This window comes from Campylobacter sp. CFSAN093233, from assembly GCF_011068165.1.
Lineage (GTDB): Bacteria > Campylobacterota > Campylobacteria > Campylobacterales > Campylobacteraceae > Campylobacter_D > Campylobacter_D jejuni.
The window spans coordinates 61,557-79,978 of record NZ_JAAMWY010000004.1 but is presented as its reverse complement, the minus strand read 5'-3'; the positions used below and the strand labels follow the sequence as shown (position 1 = coordinate 79,978).

Genomic DNA, 18,422 nt, shown 5'->3' with positions numbered 1-18,422 from the left:
GTGCAAAAAATTTATCTTTATTTCTATTTTTATATTTTATTTAAGTTTGGTTATTGTATAAACTAAAATTATTTTTTAAATTTTTGAAAGGTTATGATGTCTCTTTTAATTACAAAAGACTGCGTATGTTGTGATGCTTGCAGAGAAGAATGTCCTGATGAAGCTATTTATGAAAATAGTCCAATTTATGTAATAGACCCTGATCTTTGTTCAGAGTGCGTTAATGATTTTTCAGAGCCTGCCTGTATTGTTGCTTGCCCATATGAATGTATCATTCCTGATCCTGATAATGTAGAAACTATAGAAGAATTAAAACTCAAACATAGAGATAGAGAATTTTAATGGCAAAAAAAACAGCCGTTGTTGATCTTGGCTCAAACTCCATTAGAATGGTGATTTTTGAAAAAACTTCTAGATATGGTTTTTATACAACTTGCGAATACAAACGCAAAGTAAGACTTGGAGAAAATGCTTATAATAATGGCAAAATTCTCCAAGAAGAAGCCATGCAAAGAGCCGAAGATGCCTTAGCTTTTTTCAAACAATGCGCTTTAAAGCATAAGTGCAAAAAAATATTTATAGTAGGCACATCAGCCTTAAGAGATGCCCCAAATTCAAAAAATTTCATTAAAAGAATCAAAGATAATCTGTCTTTAAATATACGCTGTATAGATGGAAAAAGCGAAAGTTACTTAGGTGGTCTTGCAGCTCTAAATTTATTAAGTCCTTTTAAAGATGGAACCACTTTAGACATAGGTGGTGGTTCTAGTGAATTGTGTTTAATAAAAAATAATAGAATTATTTCTTGCATATCTCTTGATATTGGCACTGTTAGGCTAAAAGAATTGTTCTATGATACTGGAAAAATGGATTCTTTAGAAGAATTTATAAAACCAATTTTAGAACAAATTCCTAAAGAATTTTGCAATCAAAACCTTATTGCAATAGGTGGAAGCTTAAGAGCAATATCTAATTCCATCATGCAAAAAAATTCCTATCCACTGAAAAATTTACATGATTTTCGCTATATGCTAGATGAAGAAAAAGGACATATTTTAAAAATTTTTAATTCAAACTTAGACTCTTTAATCAATTTTGGCATAAAAAAGGATCGTTTTGATACCATTAAAGAGGGTATATTTATTTTTTTAAAGATTGCGGAAAAAATAAAAGCCAAACAAGTTATCACGAGTGGGGTTGGAATCAGAGAAGGAGTTTATTTGCAAGATTTGCTTCGTCCTAAAATCACTTTTCCACCAAATTTTAATCCTAGCTTAAAATGTTTACAAGATAAATTTTTACAATCAAAACAAAAAAATAAAACTCCACATTTTGCTCTGCAAATTTTTACAACCCTTAAAAATCTTCATAAACTTAACGATAGCTATAAGCATACTTTACTAAATGCTGCCAAATTATGCCATATTGGAGAATATTTAAATTTCTATTTTGCTAATGAACACTCTGCTCATTTTGTACTAGGTGGATTAAATTATGGATTTTCACATAAAGAAAAAGCTTTAATTGCTAGCATTATTAAGCTTAATGGAAAAAAAGTTAACCCTTATAATCTTGAACCCTATAAGCAACTTTTACCCAATATTCATACCATTTCATGGCTTAATTTTATTTTGTGCCTAGCTAAAACTTTAAGCACAAATGAAGATAAGATTGATTTTGCTTTTGCAAACAATACTCTTTATATATATCAAGAAAACAAAATTCTTAATTTACCCAAAGATGAGCTCAAAAAAATTGCAAAACCAGCTACCATAGCATTAGCAATCAATCAAAAAATTTAAGATTTTTTACCTTTTTGACGCTGCTCTATAAGATTTTGAATTCTTTTTTTATTCTCTTCAAAAAAAGAATCAAAATTTTTCTCTGTTTTTTCTGTATGTTTTATTGTTTGTTCCTCTGGAATTTCAACACTTTCTAAAAGCACATTGGAATTACCTATTATCATTGTATAACGTTTATTAGCGTGATCAAAAATAACAAGTTGATTATTTTTATCTAAAAATCTTTGGAAAATCATAGTAAAATCTCTAGAAACATTGTTATTTTTATAAACCATAGTCTTTTTAAACCACCAAAGCACTATTAACAAAATAACTAAAATTAGCATTACTAAGATATAATTTGTATAATCATACCCTTCTAAACTTGTACTTTTTGGTTTAGGCATTAATTCTTGAGAATTATTCACAGTAGTTGTAGGTACAGATTCGATATTTGCTTTTCCTTGCTCTATAGCTCGTATCCTTACTCCAAATTTATCATTGATAGAGCTAAGTTCTAAATTAATATTTTGTTTGTTTTGTAGCATAATATAGGTATTATTATTTTTAGAACTAATACTAATTTTATCTACAAGTTGAGAGTTAAGTTCTTTTAATTCATCTTTAGAATACGTTAAATCACTAAAAGTTAAAAGAGTTAAATTTTTTTCTTTTTTTTGAGAAATCTTGCCATTATAGGCATTATCAAAAGAAAGCATTAAATCTACTCGATCATTTCTATCGTAGATATTAAAACTAATCAGCTCAACACTATATAAAGGTAAAATTAAAAAAAATAATACTAGCAATCTCATTTAAATTTCTTTTTTAAAGTATTGAAGCACAGTCTTAGAATCCAAAATTTCATTAATTCTTATAGCGAGATTTTTTTCATAAACCATAACCTCGCCTTTGCCAAAAATTCTTTTATTGATATAAAGCTCAACGCTTTCTCCAGCAGGCTTTTCAAGATCAATAACCGAACCTACTTCAAGTTTTAAAAGCTCCGCTACACTCATATTTGTAGTTCCAAGCTCGCTTACAAAATCTACTGTAATATCTAAGATATCTTCATAAGATTGTAAAAGCCCATGATGAATGTTAAACTCTATATCATCGCTCATTATTTGCAATATCCTATTCTAAAATAACAATTTTCAAATTTATAAGTTAAAGCTTCATCTAAAACTATTTCAGAAAAATCAACTTTTCCTAAATATTCCGGAATTCCGAGTTTATACTCGTCATCACCCTTGGCATCATTTAACAAATTTTTAGCATAACCTATAATCTGATTGGCACATTCTTTAGTTAAATCGCACCAGTCATCTTCTTTAAATTTTTCATCATTAATTAAAATTTCTGCAATTTTTTTTAAAAATTCTTTTGGAAAAAATAAATAAAAATTACATTCTCCTTCGCTTTTGCCCATGATAGGAATACTCGCTCCATAAAGTTCACCGCTTATATCTTGAGCTGCTTCAATGCGAAGTCTTAAGATATGCTCGCAAAAATGAGTGATGGAATACTCAAGAATCTTTAACATAACTACCACCTTTATAAAAAACTTAATTTAAAATTATAGTAAATATAAAATAAAAATATGTTTTAAAATTTTATTTTTTGAAAATTTCTTCAATATCTTTCATTATTATATCCAAATTTCCTTGTTTAAAACACTTTACTATGCTAGTTCCCACAATCACTCCGTCAGCAACTTTTCTCATTCTTTTTACATCTTGATTATTTTGAATGCCAAAGCCTACAAAAATAGGCAAATTTGTAAAAGATCTGATTTCTTTTACTTTATCTTGTAAGATTGCTTCTTCGACACTTTTCGTACCTGTAATACCTATGCTTGCTAATAAATAAATAAAACCTTTAGCATGTTTTACTAACTTTTTAACCCTTTCTTTAGGGGTTGTAACACTTACAAGTGTAATTAAAGCTATATTATATCTTTCACACTCTTTAATTAAATCATCACTTTCTTCAAAACTCAATTCAGGCACAATCAAAGCACAAATCCCTAAAGATTTTGCTTTTTTCACAAATTTTTCCAAGCCATAAGAAAAAATTAAATTATAATAAACCATAAAAACCAAAGCTTTTTTAGTTTTTATCCTAGCTAAAAGCTTAAAAACACTATGAATATCCATGCCTTGATCAAGAGCTATTTTTGCCGCATCTGCAATAATCTCACCATCGGCAATAGGATCACTATAAGCAACACCAAGTTCTAAAATATCAATAGGGCTTTGATCCAATCTTTGCAAAAAAGTTTCACTTGTTTGAAGATTTGGATAACCTAAAACCGTATAAGCCACATTTGCATTTTCTTTATAAAATTTTCTAAAATCAACCATAAATCACCCCTTTTTTATAATCTCTAATCATTTGCATATCTTTATCTCCCCTGCCTGAAAGATTTACTACTATCACGCTTTTCTTTTTTAAAGTTGGACAAAGTTTTTCTAAAAATGCCAAAGCATGCGAACTTTCAATCGCTGCAATAATACCTTCTTCTTTACAAAGTAATTTTAAAGCCTGCATACATTCTTCATCACTTATAGCATGATATTGCGCTCTTTTGCTTTCAAATAAAAAAGCATGCAAAGGACCAATTCCTGGATAATCAAGCCCTGCAGAAACACTATGTACAGGCAAGATATTGCCTAAATCATCTTGTAAAACCTTGGTTTTCATACCGTGAATAATGCCTGTTTTTCCCTTATTTAAAGTCGCTGCATGATAAGGCGTATCAATGCCAAGCCCCCCTGCTTCAATACCTATAAGTTTAACATTTTCATCTTTGATAAAATCATAAAAAATCCCAGCTGCATTGCTTCCACCCCCAACAGCTGCGATAATATAATCTACTTTTTTATTGAGTTTTTGAAGTTGCATTTTGCATTCTTTTCCTATAATACTTTGAAAATGCATTACCATTTTAGGATAAGGATAAGGACCTACCGCACTTCCAACCACATAAAAAATATTTTTAATATCTCCAACCCAAGCTTGAATAGCCGCAGTAGTAGCTTCTTTTAGAGTTTTAAGCCCACTTTGTACTGCATGAATTTTAGCACCCAAAAGCTCCATTTTATAAACATTTAAAGCCTGTCTTTGCACATCGGTTGCCCCCATATAAATTTCACATTCAAGTCCTAAAAGTGCTGCTGCAGTGGCTGTTGCAAGCCCGTGTTGACCTGCTCCTGTTTCTGCTATGATTTTTTTCTTTCCCATTTTTTTTGCTAAAAGGGCTTGAGCGATGGCATTATTGATTTTATGTGCTCCGGTATGATTTAAATCCTCGCGTTTTAAATAAATTTCATGCTGATATTTTTTGCTTAAATTTCTAGCAAAATAAAGTGGAGTAGGACGCCCTACATAAGTTTTTAAAAGCTCGTTTAATTCTTTTTTAAAGAGTTTATCTTTAGAAAATTTCAAAAAAGCACCTTCTAGCTCATTTAAAGCAAACATTGCACTTTCAGGCAAAAACTGCCCACCAAAATCCCCATAATACGCTTTTTTCATTTTTTCAACTCCTTTAAAATTTGTTTTATTTTGTTGATATCTTTTAAGCCTTTTTCATCTTCAAGTTTTGAATTAAGATCTAAAATTTTAGCTCCCGTTTGTACAGCCTTATGAATATTATCCAAACCTATGCCTCCAGCTAATGCAAAATCTTTAGTATAAGAACCTAATAAAGTCCAATCAAAACTTATTCCATTACCGCCCTTTAAAATTCCCTTAGCATCAAAAAGTACTAAATTAGCAAAAATTTCACTTTTTAAATCTAAACTATTTTCCACACTAATCACCTGCCAAACAAAAACATTTTGCACCTTTAAAATTTCAAATTCTTCTTTGGTAATAGTGCGATAAATTTGTATCCCATCAAGCTTAGCTTCTTTAATACATCTTAAAATTTGTTCCAAATTTTCATCTACAAAAACACCGACAACTTTTTTATCTTTTTCATGAAAAATTGCACTTAAATTTCTTGCTTGTTCTAAACTCACTCTTCTTGGACTTTTAGCAAAAATAAGTCCAAAAAAATCAATATTTAAAAAAGCTAAATCTTTGGCATTTTTTTCATCTTTAATACCACAAATTTTAAGCTTTAGCATAAGCTTGATACTCCTTAAAATATTCTATAACCTTACCTGAATAAATGGCTTCTAAAATCATATCTTTAGCCACTAAAGGCGAACTTGCTTTATTGGCTGTATAAAGTGCAAACATAGCATTTAAAACTACCAAATCAAATTTTGCCCCTTGCATTCTACCGCTTAAAATATCTTTTAAATCTTTAGCGTTGTCATATGCACTAGATCCTATGATTTCACTATGAAAAGCTCTTTTAAAACCAAATTGTTCAGGACAGATAGAATACTCTAAAATTTCTCCTTCACAAAGCTCATAAATTTTACTTTCATCGCAAATACTAAGCTCATCCATACCATCATTTCCTCTTACCACTAAAGCTTTTTTGCGTCCTAAATTTTTTAAAACCTCTATCAAAAGCCTATGCACAGGTGCGTGATAATTTCCCATAAGTTGATATTTTAACTTTAAATTAGGGTGCAATAAAGGACCTAAAACATTAAAAACCGTTCTTACTCCAAGTCTTGATCTGACCTCTTTAAGTTCTCCTACCAAAGGATGAAAAAATGGAGCATGTAAAAAACTAAGCCCTTGATTATTTAGTTGTTTTAAAACTGATTCTAAAGTGTTTGGAGTAGTTATATTTAAAGCTTCTAACACATCTGTACTTCCGCTAGAACTTGAAATGGCACGATTTCCGTGTTTGGCTACTTTTACTCCTAAAGCTGCTAAAATAAAAGCACTAGTCGTAGAAACATTGATACTTTTAAAACCATCTCCACCTGTTCCACAAATATCAATCATCTCACTCTCATCACTAAAAGTTTGAGAATATCTTAAAATTTGTCTTACAAAAGCACTTAAAGATTTTTCGTTTAAAGACTTTTCAGTGATTAAAATCAACAAAGCCGCTAATTGTAAAATTTCATAATCTTTAGACATAATAATCTTACAAATTTGCTCAAAATCATCGCTTTGTAAAAAATGATTTTCACTCATTTTTTGCAAATAAAAACTTAAAGGATTTTCTTGTTTTTGTGGTTTTTTTATATCTTGTTTTAAAAAATTAGAAAAAAGTTGTAAGCCATATTCACTAAAATAGCTTTCAGGATGAAATTGCACACCATAATAAGGTAAATTTTTATGTCCCAAAGCCATAATCACACCCTTTTCATCAAGGGCTAAAATTTCAAGCTCATCACTAAGCTGTTTAACCTCTAAAGAATGATAACGCATTACACTAAAATTTGAAGGCAAATTAGAAAATAATTCATTTTCCCTGCACTGTTTTATCAAAGAATTTTTTGCATGCATAGGCTCTTGCATCTTAACCACTAAAGAATCAAAAGCTAAAGCTAAAGCTTGATGCCCTAAGCAAATGCCCAAAACAGGGATATTAAGCCTTGCTTTAAAAATTTCAAGACAAATCCCACTTTGACTTGGATGCTTTGGACCAGGACTTAAAATAATATGAGTAGGATTTAAATTTTTAATTTCACTCAGAGAAATTGCATCATTTCTTCTTACTAAAATTTCATCATTGCTGAGTTGCTCTAACATGCTTTTAACATTAAAAACAAAAGAATCATAATTATCAATTAAAAGTATCATTGATTTTCCTTTTTTAAATTTTCAAAAGCTACCAAAAGCGCCTTGCGTTTAGCACAAATTTCTGCATATTCTTTTTGACTCTCACTTTGCAAAACAATACCCGCCCCACTTGCCAAATAAGCCTTATCTTGAGTAAAAAAAGCGCAACGGATTAAAATCGCTAAAGTTATGTCTTCGTTAAAATTTAAAAATCCTACCGCACCACCATAAATTCCACGATCGCAATCTTCAAGCTCGCTAGTGATCTCTAAAGCTCTTATTTTAGGAGCTCCGCTTAAAGTTCCCGCTGGAAAAACTGCTTCAATCACATCAAAAATACTCGCATCTTCTTTCATATTGGCATACACTTCACTCACTATGTGCATTACAAATTTATTTTTAATAATAGAAAAAAGATTTTCCACTCTTGTTTGAGTGCCAAATTTAGAAGCATCATTTCTTGCTAAATCTACAAGCATCTTATGTTCACTAAGTTCTTTTTCATCACTTAAAAGATCTTTTTCTAAAGCTAAAAGATCACAGTTATTTTCCAAATTTCTAGTTCCAGCAATAGGGGCTAAATAAATCTCTCTTTTTTTAATTTTCAATAAAAACTCTGGAGAAGAACCCAAAACAACACCATATTTACTTGGAAAATAAAACATATAAGCGCTTGGATTTAAAGCACTTAAACTCTCATAATAATCAAAAGCATTTACTTGATGTTTGATACAAAGTTGCTTACTTAAGACCACTTGAAAAATATCTCCACTTAAAAGATATTCTTTGGCTTTTTCGCACATTTTTAAAAAATCATTTTTTTCATCTTCTAAAGAATTTAAAATTTCAAAATCATTTTTTTGTTTCTTTTTCATTGGTTCAATATCATCTTTTAAATATTCAAAATATTTTGAAGCACCAAATTTAAAAAACATCTTGCTATTTTTCTCATAAATCAAATAAGCCTTAGCATTGGCAAATAAAAATAAAGGAAAATCATAATTTTTCTTAGAAGAAAGTGGAATTTTTTCAAACAAAGATACAAAATTTGCACTAAAAACTCCAAAAAATCCAGCAAAGTCGCAAATTTTATTCTTGCTTAAAGCTTCATAATATTTTGCCTTAAACTCGCTAAAGGATAATTCATTAGCATCTAAATAATCACAATCAATCCCTATAATTACCTTAGTCAAATCCTCTGCAAAATAAGAATTTTCAAATTTTTCAAGGATTTGTCTATAATAAAAATTTACATTTTTAACAAACATAATAAACCTTTTTTTAAAAAAATAAATTAAAATAATATTAAAGAAAAAATTTAGATAAAAAGAAGTTTAGAAACGCCAAGAGCGAAGAGTGTGTGTAAGTTTTAAAATCAAAGAATTACTAAAAAAATCATTTTCACTCATCTTTTACCTTTCTTATAAAATATTTCAAAAATTAAGACTTTTATGAAAATTTTTAAAGTCTTAATTAATTTTAATCAATAAATATAAATTTTGCTTTAAATTTAAAATAAATATTATAAAATCTTTATATTTTATAATATTTTGAAACATTTTTACGATGCTTAAAGTTACCAAAAAATATTCTATTGTTATAAAAAACTAAGATAATACTTAGCTTAATAAGATAAAATTATTCCGTATTTGAAATATTTAATATTTTTTAGGAAAAGCTATGGAAATCACAGATTTACCTTATCTAATCATAGGAATCATTTCAGGTATTGCTTCTGGACTTTTTGGCATTGGTGGAGGTATGATTATCGTTCCTTCTATGTTCGCACTTGGAGCAAGTGCTCACCATGCTATCGGAATTTCAGTATTGCAAATGATTTTTGCAGCAGTTTTTGGCTCTTATATTAATTATAAGAAAAAAAATCTAAATCTTAAAGATGGTATTATGATAGGTTTTGGAGGGCTCATAGGGGCAAGCTTTAGCGGAATGCTTTTAAAAGCTTTAAGTGATGTAGCTCTTACTAGCGTATTTTTGGCGGTAAGTTGTATATTTTTTATCAAATATGCTTTTGGAATTAAAGAAAACATTGTGCAAAATCAAAGAAGCGTTTGGGTAAAGAATGTCATTTTATTTATTGCTGGAGCTTTTACTGGTATTTTTGCTATTTCTTTGGGAATTGGTGGCGGACTTTTAATTGCTCCGATTTTAGCTTATTTTTTAGGCTATGATAGTAAAAAAGTTGTTTCCTTATCCTTGTTTTTTGTTATTTTTGCTTCAGTCTCTGGTATTATATCTTTTTCAAATTCTGGAGTTATAGACTCTGAAGTTATTCATAAAGGAATACTAGTAGGTATAGCTTCTATGGTTGGAGTTTTTATAGGAATTAAAATCATAGAAAAAATGCATATTTCAGCTCATAGAAAAATTTTACTTTGCGTATATGCCTTGTCAATACTTGGAACCACCCACTCTTTGCTTAATAAGCTAAATTTTATAAATTTTTAACTTGGATTTATCCAAGTTCTTTTAATATTATTATGCTAAAATCTTAAATTTATTTAATGTTTAGGAAAGACTATGAACGATACCATAAAAATCATTGGCGCAAGAGAAAATAACCTAAAAAATATCCACCTTGAAATTCCCAAAAACAAACTCATTGTTTTTACAGGACTGAGCGGAAGTGGAAAATCAACCCTTGCTTTTGGAACTCTTTATGCTGAAGGACAACGCCGTTATATAGAAAGTTTAAGTGCTTACGCCAGACAATTTTTAGATAAGGTAGGCAAACCTGATGTCGATAAAATCGAAGGTTTAACTCCAGCCATTGCCATAGATCAAAAAACTACTTCTAAAAATCCACGCTCTACTGTAGGAACCATCACTGAAATTTATGATTATCTAAGACTTTTATACGCAAGAGTTGGCATTCAACATTGTCATCAATGTGGACAAAAAATTTCATCTATGAGTGTAAGTGATATAGTCAGTGAAATTTTAAAATTTCCAAAAGGTGCAAAAATCATCATCTACGCCCCACTCATACGAGAAAAAAAAGGAACTTATGCAGATTTGCTTGAAAATTTACGCAACAAAGGCTATGTAAGAGCTCAAATTGATGGAGTTTTGGTAAGACTTGATGAAGAAATTGAACTAGCCAAAACCAAAAAACACACCATTAAACTTGTCATAGATAGACTTGAAATTCAAGAAGATTTACTTTCTCGTCTTGCAAGCGATATAGAAAAAGGTTTACAGGAAAGCTTTGGAGAAATAGAAATAGAAGTTTTAAATCATGAGGAAATAAACCTTAATAAACACTATCATTTTAGCGAGCATTCAGCTTGTTTTGATTGTAAAATTTCCTTTGTTCCACTTGAACCTTTAAGCTTTTCTTTTAATTCTCCAAAAGGAGCATGTGAAGCTTGCGATGGACTTGGAATTCGTTATACTTTAGATATGAAAAAAATCATCGATGAAAATTTAAGTCTCGAAAACGGTGCTGTTAAAATCATGTATGGTTTTAATAAAAGTTATTATTATAAATTCCTAATCGCCTTTTGCGAACAAAATGAAATTCCTATCAAAATACCTTTTATGCAATTAAACGAAGAACAAAAACGTCTTGTATTGTATGGTAATGCCAAAACTATAGAATTTCTTTGGAAAAGAAATCGCCTAAAACGCACTTTTGAAGGCGTGGTTAAAATGGCTTATGAAATGCTAAAAGATGAAAAAGATTTAGCCGAATATATGAGTGAAAAAATTTGTAAAGACTGCGGTGGGCATCGTTTAAAACCCGAAAGTTTAGCCGTGAAAGTAGCCAAAAAAAGCTTGGGTGAAATTTTAGATATGAGCATAGAAGATAGTACGGCCTTTTTTGCAGATGAGAAAAATTTTTCTTATTTAAGCGAGCAACAAAAACTTATTTCTAAACCTATCCTAAAAGAAATCAACGAAAGATTGTTTTTCTTGTATGATGTGGGGCTAGGTTATCTTTCTTTAGGGCGCGATGCAAGAACGATTAGTGGGGGTGAAGCACAAAGAATCCGCATAGCTTCACAAATTGGCAGTGGTTTAAGCGGAGTGATGTATGTCTTAGATGAGCCTAGCATAGGACTTCATGAAAGAGATACTGCAAAACTGATTAAAACTTTAAGAAATTTACAACAAAAGGGCAATACCCTAATTGTCGTAGAGCATGATAAAATGACCATAGAAGAAGCAGATTTTATTGTAGATATTGGTCCAAAAGCAGGAAAATTTGGGGGTGAGGTTGTATTTAGTGGAACTTATAAAGAACTTTTAAAAAGCAAAAGCGAAACTGCACTTTATATGAATGGTAAAAAACAAATTTCACAACTTCAAAACAGAACACAGAAAGAATGGCTTGAGCTTAAAAATGTAAATATTAACAATATCCAAGATTTAAGCGTAAAATTTCCTTTGCAAAATTTAGTCGCTATAACAGGAGTTTCAGGTTCTGGAAAAAGCTCTTTGATACTTCAAACCCTACTTCCTTTTGCACAAGAGGAATTAAACCGTGCGAAAAAAGTTAAAAAACTTGGCGGAGTACAAATAGAAGGACTTGAAAAACTTGATAAAGTCATTTATCTTGATCAAAGCCCAATTGGGCGCACACCACGTTCAAATCCTGCCACCTATACAGGTGCTATGGATGAAATCAGAAATCTTTTTGCCGCCACTAAAGAAGCCAAAATGCGTGGTTATAAAGCTGGACGCTTTTCTTTTAATGTCAAGGGTGGAAGATGTGAGAAATGTAGCGGAGATGGAGAAATCAAAATAGAAATGCATTTTTTACCTGATGTTATGGTAGTTTGTGATACTTGCGAGGGCAAACGCTACAATGATGCCACGCTAGAAATCAAATATAAAGGCAAAAATATCAGTGAAATTTTAAATATGAGTGTTTTAGAAGCGAGTGAATTTTTTACAGCCGTTCCTAAAATCAAACAAAAATTAGATACTCTAGTAAAAGTGGGTTTAGATTATCTAACTCTAGGACAAAATGCCACCACCTTAAGTGGAGGTGAAGCACAAAGAATCAAACTTGCTAAAGAACTAAGCCGTAGCGATACAGGAAAAACGCTTTATATACTTGATGAACCTACAACAGGACTGCATTTTGAAGATGTCAATAAACTCATCTTAGTTTTACAACATTTAGTTGATCTTAAAAATTCTGTTTTTGTGATAGAACATAATTTAGATGTGATTAAAAATGCTGATTATATCATCGATATGGGGCCTGAAGGCGGAGTTAAAGGTGGAAAAGTTATAAGCACAGGAAGCGTGGAAAAAGTCGCTAAAGAACACAAAAAAACCCGTTCTTACACAGGATATTATCTAGACTTAGAGCTTAAAAATACACAAAAATCATAATTTTATGTTTGATTTTTTATATAATGATATTAGCTATTTGGGGCTTTTCATGGTGTGTTTTCTTTCAAGCACACTATTACCCTTAGCAAGTGAAGCCTTTGTTTTAGGCTTTATAAAACTTGATTTTAATCCGAATTTGGTACTTATCGTAGCCACTTTGGGTAATACCTTAGGAAGTTTAAGTACTTATGCTTTAGCGTATTTTGGAAAAGAAAAAATTTTAGAAAAATACTTTAGCAAATCCTTAAAAAAATTAGAAAATTTCAATGCTAATTTTGCTAAATTTGGAAGTATATTTGCTTTTTTTACTTTTTTACCTTTAGTAGGAGATCTTTTTGCCTTGGGACTTGGTTTTGCGAAATATTCTTTTTTAAAAACTATATTTTTTATCTTACTTGGAAAATTAAGTCGTTATGCTTTCATAATTTTCATAGCAAACTCCTTTTAAAAACCTCTCTTTTATAAGTTTTAAAAGCTTTGCATTGTCTACATTTTTTAGAATTTTAACACAATTTTTAGTGCTTAAATCCACCCCCATACTCATTTTTGGTTCTTTAAAACAACGCCAACTCATACCTCTTGCCAAAGAACTATCGCAAATAACATCAGCATAACACTCATCAAAATCTGCAATACTAGAATCTAATGCGTAAGCTATCGTTAAAGCATCATGTATCCAAGTTCCCTTTGTACCACGTGTTTTATAGGCATAATCAATCCAAACACCTAAAGTTTCAACAATAAAATCACATAAAATATTCTTACCTTGCAACTCTTTTAAATCCTCGTGTGTTAATAAAGTCTGCATGGTTGCATTATAAGGTATGAGTGTAATTTTAGCTCTTGAATTTAGCACTATACTAGCCGCCTCAGGATCAAAACCAAAATTTGTATCTTTAGTGTAATAAGGCATATCAAAACTGCCGCCCATAATAAAAAGCTCTTTAAGATTTATATCAAAATCTTTAAAAATTTTCATAGTCATAGCGATATTTGTCAAAGGTCCTATCGCACAAATAGAAATTTCTTTAGGATTTTTACTCACCAACTCACCCATTTTAAAAATCGCATCAGGATTTATATTTTCTAAAATTTCAGGACTTTTTATATTTTCCCAAAGATATTCAAGTTTAAAATTTTTAACACTTTCATCAAGTCTTTGACGCCAAGCTTTACTTGGTTCTTTTAGGGCTTCATTCGCTCCCAAATAAACTGGGATATTTAAATTTAAACGTTTAAATAAATCCTTAGCCACACTATAGGCAACAAGGCTTGGAACATTACCGCAAACTGTGCTTAGCATTTCAAGTTTGATTTCTTTAGATGACAAAATCAAAGCAAGTGCTAAACCATCATCAGTATTTGCTCCTGCAATAGCATTGCCTATGTCCGTGTCTAAGATAAGTCTCATATCGCATCTTCTATTTTATTTAAATCTCTACCTCTAGTTTCTGGCGCAAAAAATGTAGTCACAAAACCTATACCTGCAGTTAATACAAAATATGTCGCGATAGGCCACCAAGTGCCATAATATGCAAGCAAAGCAGAAGCCACCATAGGCGCTGTTCCTCCTGAAAGAATAGAACCTAGCTCCTTAGCAAAAGCCATTTTTGTATAACGGTTTTTTACCCCAAAAAGCTCCACACCCCAAGCCGCTTGCACACCAAAAATCCCTAAAGATGCTAAAGACATACCTACAATAATAGTTAAAATCACAATAATTTCATTTTTACTATCTAAAAGCATAAAAGCAGGAAAAGCATAAATCATTAAAAGCAAACAAAACATTCTATAAGTAATACATCTTCCAAATTTATCACTTAAATAACCTGCCAAAGGAATAACTAAAAATCCTACCAATGAAGCTATCATCACTGCTGTAGTAGCTACTGATTTGTCTAAAAGTAAAATTTTAGTCACATAACCTACAATAAAACCTTGCGCAAGATAAGAAGGTCCATTTTCGCCTATTCTTAAGCCCACCATAGTCCAAAAAGCACGACTTCTTTGCCAAAAACTTCTTTCATCTTTTTTCATATGCTTTTCGTTATTAAGACGCAATTTCATCATTTCATTTTTTTGCTTTTCAAAAACAGGGGTTTCTTTGACATGAAAACGAATATATACAGCAAAAAGAGCGATTAAAATACTTCCCATATAAAGGAACTCTCCAGCCCCATTCTTTAAAACTTGCTTCATCCATTTGTACCATCAAAAGCCATACAAAAGACGCAAGCAAAGTTCCACTATTTGATCCTAAAGCAATCACAGAAGAAACAAGCCCTCTTCTCTTGCTAGGAGCATATTCTCCTAGCATAACTGTTCCACCTGAAAGTTCAGCTCCTGCGCCAAAACCCTGCATAAAACGTAATGCAACCAAACAAATAGGCGCCCAAACACCAATCACTGCATAACTTGGGATAAAACCTATCAGAGTAGTTGAAATTCCCATTAAAGCTATTGTAGCCATCATAACATTTTTTCTTCCGTGTTTATCACCTAAATGACCAAAAAACAAAGCCCCAATAGGTCTTGCAATAAAACCTATGCCATAAGTTACAAAACTAAGCAAAAGTGCAATTACTGGAGTTTGCTCAGGAAAAAATACTTCTGAAAAAATTGTTGCAGCTGCTAAACCATAAAGTGCAAAATCTGCATATTCCATAGCAGTTCCCAACCAGCAAGAAAAAACTGCCTTTTTAAAAACTTTTCTACCTTCAGGTGTGTTAAAATTCTTATCTGCAATTCCATCAATTTGCTGATTTGTCATTACATTTTCCTTACATTATTCATATAAAATTTTTACTCTACTCGATATTATGACTAAAAATTGAAGTATTTTCGCTTAAATATCTTTAAATTTCGAGACATTTTAAGCAAAATTTTGAAATAATATAACCAAAAAATATATTTTATCAAAAGAAGAAATTATTATGAAAACTTTAACTATTATTGATACTTTTGGATTTTTTTTCAGACTTTACTACGCATTAAAAGGTTTTAAAAATTCACAAGGACAAGCTAGTGGAATGATTAGCGGTTTTGCAAATTTTATTTATAGCTTAAAAAATGAATATAAAAGTGATTATATTGTTTTTGCATTAGATTCCAAAGGAAAAACTTTTCGTAGTGAAATTGATCCAAACTATAAACAAAATCGCACTCCACCACCGCCTGAACTTCTAGAACAAATTCCAATTTGCATAAAGATGATAGAAAAAATGGGTTTTATAAGCGTTTCTCAAGAAGGTTATGAAGCCGATGATATCATCGCTTCTTTTGTAAAAACTTGTGAAGATAGGGATATTTTTGTACGCATTATCACTCAAGATAAAGATCTTTATCAACTCATAAAAGATGGCAAAACAAGCATTTACAGTCCTATTTCTAAAAACGACTATGATGAAGCAGCGTGTTTAGAAAAATACGGAGTAAAACCTAATCAAATCAGAGATTTTTTAGCTCTTTGTGGGGATAGTTCTGATAATATTCCAGGCGTTAAAGGTATAGGTGCAAAAGGAGCTAAAACCTTGCTTGATGAGTTTGGTAGCATAGAGGGAATTTATGAAAATTTAACCCTAGTACGTAACGAAAGAAGTCGTAACTTGCTTTTAGAGGGTAAGGAAAATGCATTTTTAAGCAAAAAATTAGCTTCTTTGTATGACAATTTAGAAGTACAAAATCTCATAGAAAAAGCCACTTATCCTGATGAAGAACCTCTTTTAAAAATACTTGAAATTTTAGAACATTACGAACTTAATACTTTGCTTAAAAAACTGCGTCAAAATCCTGATAATAAAGATAAAAATTTAGGTTTTAAAGCCACTTTAGTACAAGATGAAAACAAACTTTTTGAAATTTTAAATACCCTTGATAAAGAAAGTATTATTGCTTTTGATACCGAAACCACAGGACTTGATACTAAAGAAGCAAAAATTGTTGGTTTTAGTTTTTGCATGAATGAAAATGAAGCCTTTTACGTGCCTTTAACTCATAATTATCTTGGAGTAGGTGAGCAAATCTCATTGCAAAGTGCCAAAAAAGCTATAGAAGTAATCTTTAATCATTTTGTTATAGGGCACAATCTCAAATATGATTTTAAAATCATTCAAAACAATTTTGACTTAAATTTACCTCAAAAATACGCAGATACAATGATTTTGGCATGGCTTAAAAATCCTTCTTTAAGAGTAAATATGGATGATTTAGCCTTAAGACTTTTTAATTACGAAACCTTGCATTTTGAAAGCCTTGTTAAAAAAGGAGAAAATTTTGCAAGTGTAGAACTTGAAAAAGCTTGTAAATACGCTGCAGAAGATGCTTATATCACTTTAAGATTTTATCTTTATTTTTTAAAAAATCTTGAAACTCCTTTATTAGAACTTGCTAAAAACTGCGAATTTGATTTCATTAAAATCATTATGATGATGGAAGAAAATGGCATAAAGCTTGATACAAATGCACTTGAAATCCTTATGAAAAAATTTGAAAATGAAATCAAAAATTTAAGTGAAGAAATTTATACTCTTTGCGAGGATAGATTTAATCTAAATTCACCTAAACAAATGGGTGATATACTTTTTGAAAAACTCAAACTCCCAAGCGGAAAAAAAGGAAAAACAGGATATTCTACCGATGAAAAAGTTTTAAATATACTTTTAGATAAACATCCTGTAATTGCTAAAATTTTAGATTATAGAGAACTTGCCAAACTTTATTCAACTTATTGCGAACCTTTGTTAAAACTAGCGTTAAAAGATAAAAATTCACGCATTTATTCAAGTTTTTTACAAACTGGAACCGCTACAGGACGTCTTTCATCTAAGGATCCAAATTTGCAAAACATCCCTGCACACGGACAATATGCAAAAGATTATAAATCTTGCTTTGTAGCTAAAGATGGATTTAGTTTTATCTCTCTTGATTATTCTCAAATCGAACTTAGAATACTTGCACATTTTAGCGAAGATGAAAAACTTTTAAATGCTTTTGCCAATGATGAAGATATACACGCAAGAACAGCAATAATGATTTTTGGTGAAAGCAATTATGAAACCAGAAGTGTTGCAAAAAGTATAAATTTTGGACTTATTTATGGTATGGGTTATAAAACCTTAAGTCAAAATTTAAAAATAGAAGCTCATTTAGCCAAATCTTACATAGAAAAATATTTTGAAAATTTTACTAGCATTAAGAAATATTTTGAAAAAGTTAAAAACGAAGCTAAACAAAATGGTTTTATCACTACTTTAAGCGGTCGCAAGCGTTATTTTGATTTTGAAAACGCAAAACCTATGCAAATTGCCATGTATGAAAGAGAAAGCATTAATTCAATCTTACAAGGCTCAGCGGCTGATGTAATCAAACTTGCAATGCTAGAAATCAATAAAGAATTAAATGAAGACAAAAAGCTTATTTTACAAATTCATGATGAATTAATTTTTGAAGTAAAAGACGATTTGTGTGAAAATTTTGTAAAAAAAACTAGAGATATTATGGAAAATATAGTAAAATTAAAAGTAAAATTAAAAACAAGTTCAAGTATCGCCAAAAATTGGGGCGATTTAAAATAATCAA

Annotated in this window: 16 protein-coding genes and 1 pseudogene; 6 read left to right on the top strand and 11 right to left on the bottom strand. The window is 30.5% G+C overall.

Annotated elements, in window-relative coordinates; genetic code table 11:
- The first annotated feature begins 96 nt into the window (after positions 1-96).
- Together FBF15_RS02480 and FBF15_RS02475 are read left to right on the top strand one after the other, a co-directional pair.
- Entirely contained in the window at positions 97-342 is a 246-nt protein-coding gene (locus FBF15_RS02480) for a YfhL family 4Fe-4S dicluster ferredoxin (RefSeq protein WP_002854647.1), read from the top strand.
- Complete coding sequence (locus FBF15_RS02475; RefSeq protein WP_002888126.1) at positions 342-1,802, top strand: Ppx/GppA phosphatase family protein; 1,461 nt, start codon at positions 342-344, stop codon at positions 1,800-1,802. Before FBF15_RS02480 ends, FBF15_RS02475 begins: the two co-directional genes overlap by 1 nt.
- On the opposite strand, the gene FBF15_RS02470 is transcribed toward FBF15_RS02475, so the two are convergent.
- From FBF15_RS02470 to FBF15_RS02430, 9 genes are all read right to left on the bottom strand, one after another.
- Positions 1,799-2,596 (bottom strand): hypothetical protein, encoded by a 798-nt coding sequence (locus tag FBF15_RS02470; RefSeq protein WP_002858691.1) that lies wholly within the window; start codon positions 2,594-2,596, stop codon positions 1,799-1,801. The genes FBF15_RS02475 and FBF15_RS02470 overlap by 4 nt on opposite strands.
- Positions 2,597-2,905, bottom strand: a complete 309-nt coding sequence (gene fliN / locus FBF15_RS02465; RefSeq protein ID WP_002824739.1) for a flagellar motor switch protein FliN — start codon at positions 2,903-2,905, stop codon at positions 2,597-2,599.
- Entirely contained in the window at positions 2,905-3,327 is a 423-nt protein-coding gene (locus FBF15_RS02460) for a chemotaxis protein CheX (RefSeq protein ID WP_002854524.1), read from the bottom strand. Before FBF15_RS02460 ends, fliN begins: the two co-directional genes overlap by 1 nt.
- Before the next feature lie 70 nt (positions 3,328-3,397).
- A complete protein-coding gene (gene trpA / locus FBF15_RS02455) occupies positions 3,398-4,147 on the bottom strand; it encodes a tryptophan synthase subunit alpha (protein ID WP_052803982.1) in 750 nt (249 codons plus the stop codon).
- The gene (gene trpB / locus FBF15_RS02450; RefSeq protein WP_002854204.1) at positions 4,140-5,318 is read right to left on the bottom strand and encodes a tryptophan synthase subunit beta; all 1,179 of its coding nucleotides are present in this window, start codon (positions 5,316-5,318) and stop codon (positions 4,140-4,142) included. Before trpB ends, trpA begins: the two co-directional genes overlap by 8 nt.
- A complete protein-coding gene (locus FBF15_RS02445; protein WP_002868917.1) occupies positions 5,315-5,914 on the bottom strand; it encodes an N-(5'-phosphoribosyl)anthranilate isomerase in 600 nt (199 codons plus the stop codon). The genes trpB and FBF15_RS02445 overlap by 4 nt, the downstream gene beginning before the upstream one ends.
- Positions 5,901-7,502 (bottom strand): anthranilate phosphoribosyltransferase, encoded by a 1,602-nt coding sequence (gene trpD, locus FBF15_RS02440; RefSeq protein WP_032582636.1) that lies wholly within the window; start codon positions 7,500-7,502, stop codon positions 5,901-5,903. Before trpD ends, FBF15_RS02445 begins: the two co-directional genes overlap by 14 nt.
- Positions 7,499-8,749 carry an anthranilate synthase component I family protein gene (locus tag FBF15_RS02435; protein ID WP_002858746.1) on the bottom strand — a complete coding sequence of 417 codons (1,251 nt, stop codon included), beginning with the start codon at positions 8,747-8,749 and terminating at the stop codon, positions 7,499-7,501. The genes trpD and FBF15_RS02435 overlap by 4 nt, the downstream gene beginning before the upstream one ends.
- A gap of 201 nt (positions 8,750-8,950) precedes the next feature.
- Entirely contained in the window at positions 8,951-9,040 is a 90-nt protein-coding gene (locus FBF15_RS02430) for a hypothetical protein (RefSeq protein WP_042635777.1), read from the bottom strand.
- Between the two features lie 121 nt (positions 9,041-9,161).
- On the opposite strand from FBF15_RS02430, the gene FBF15_RS02425 reads away from it, so the two are divergent.
- From FBF15_RS02425 to FBF15_RS02415, 3 genes are all read left to right on the top strand, one after another.
- Positions 9,162-9,947 (top strand): TSUP family transporter, encoded by a 786-nt coding sequence (locus FBF15_RS02425; RefSeq protein WP_002858695.1) that lies wholly within the window; start codon positions 9,162-9,164, stop codon positions 9,945-9,947.
- A 72-nt stretch (positions 9,948-10,019) separates the two neighbouring features.
- Positions 10,020-12,845 (top strand): excinuclease ABC subunit UvrA, encoded by a 2,826-nt coding sequence (gene uvrA, locus FBF15_RS02420; RefSeq protein ID WP_002875282.1) that lies wholly within the window; start codon positions 10,020-10,022, stop codon positions 12,843-12,845.
- A 4-nt stretch (positions 12,846-12,849) separates the two neighbouring features.
- A complete protein-coding gene (locus tag FBF15_RS02415; protein ID WP_002859441.1) occupies positions 12,850-13,293 on the top strand; it encodes a YqaA family protein in 444 nt (147 codons plus the stop codon).
- Here FBF15_RS02415 and FBF15_RS02410 read toward each other — a convergent pair.
- Both FBF15_RS02410 and FBF15_RS02405 read right to left on the bottom strand, forming a co-directional pair.
- Complete coding sequence (locus FBF15_RS02410) at positions 13,249-14,256, bottom strand: nucleoside hydrolase (protein WP_002859440.1); 1,008 nt, start codon at positions 14,254-14,256, stop codon at positions 13,249-13,251. The two genes, FBF15_RS02415 and FBF15_RS02410, sit on opposite strands and share 45 nt — an antisense overlap.
- A pseudogene (locus FBF15_RS02405) lies at positions 14,253-15,615 on the bottom strand (MFS transporter). The gene FBF15_RS02410 and the pseudogene FBF15_RS02405 overlap by 4 nt, the downstream one beginning before the upstream one ends.
- A gap of 163 nt (positions 15,616-15,778) precedes the next feature.
- On the opposite strand from FBF15_RS02405, the gene polA reads away from it, so the two are divergent.
- Positions 15,779-18,418, top strand: a complete 2,640-nt coding sequence (gene polA / locus FBF15_RS02400) for a DNA polymerase I (protein WP_052803981.1) — start codon at positions 15,779-15,781, stop codon at positions 18,416-18,418.
- Positions 18,419-18,422: the final 4 nt, after the last annotated feature.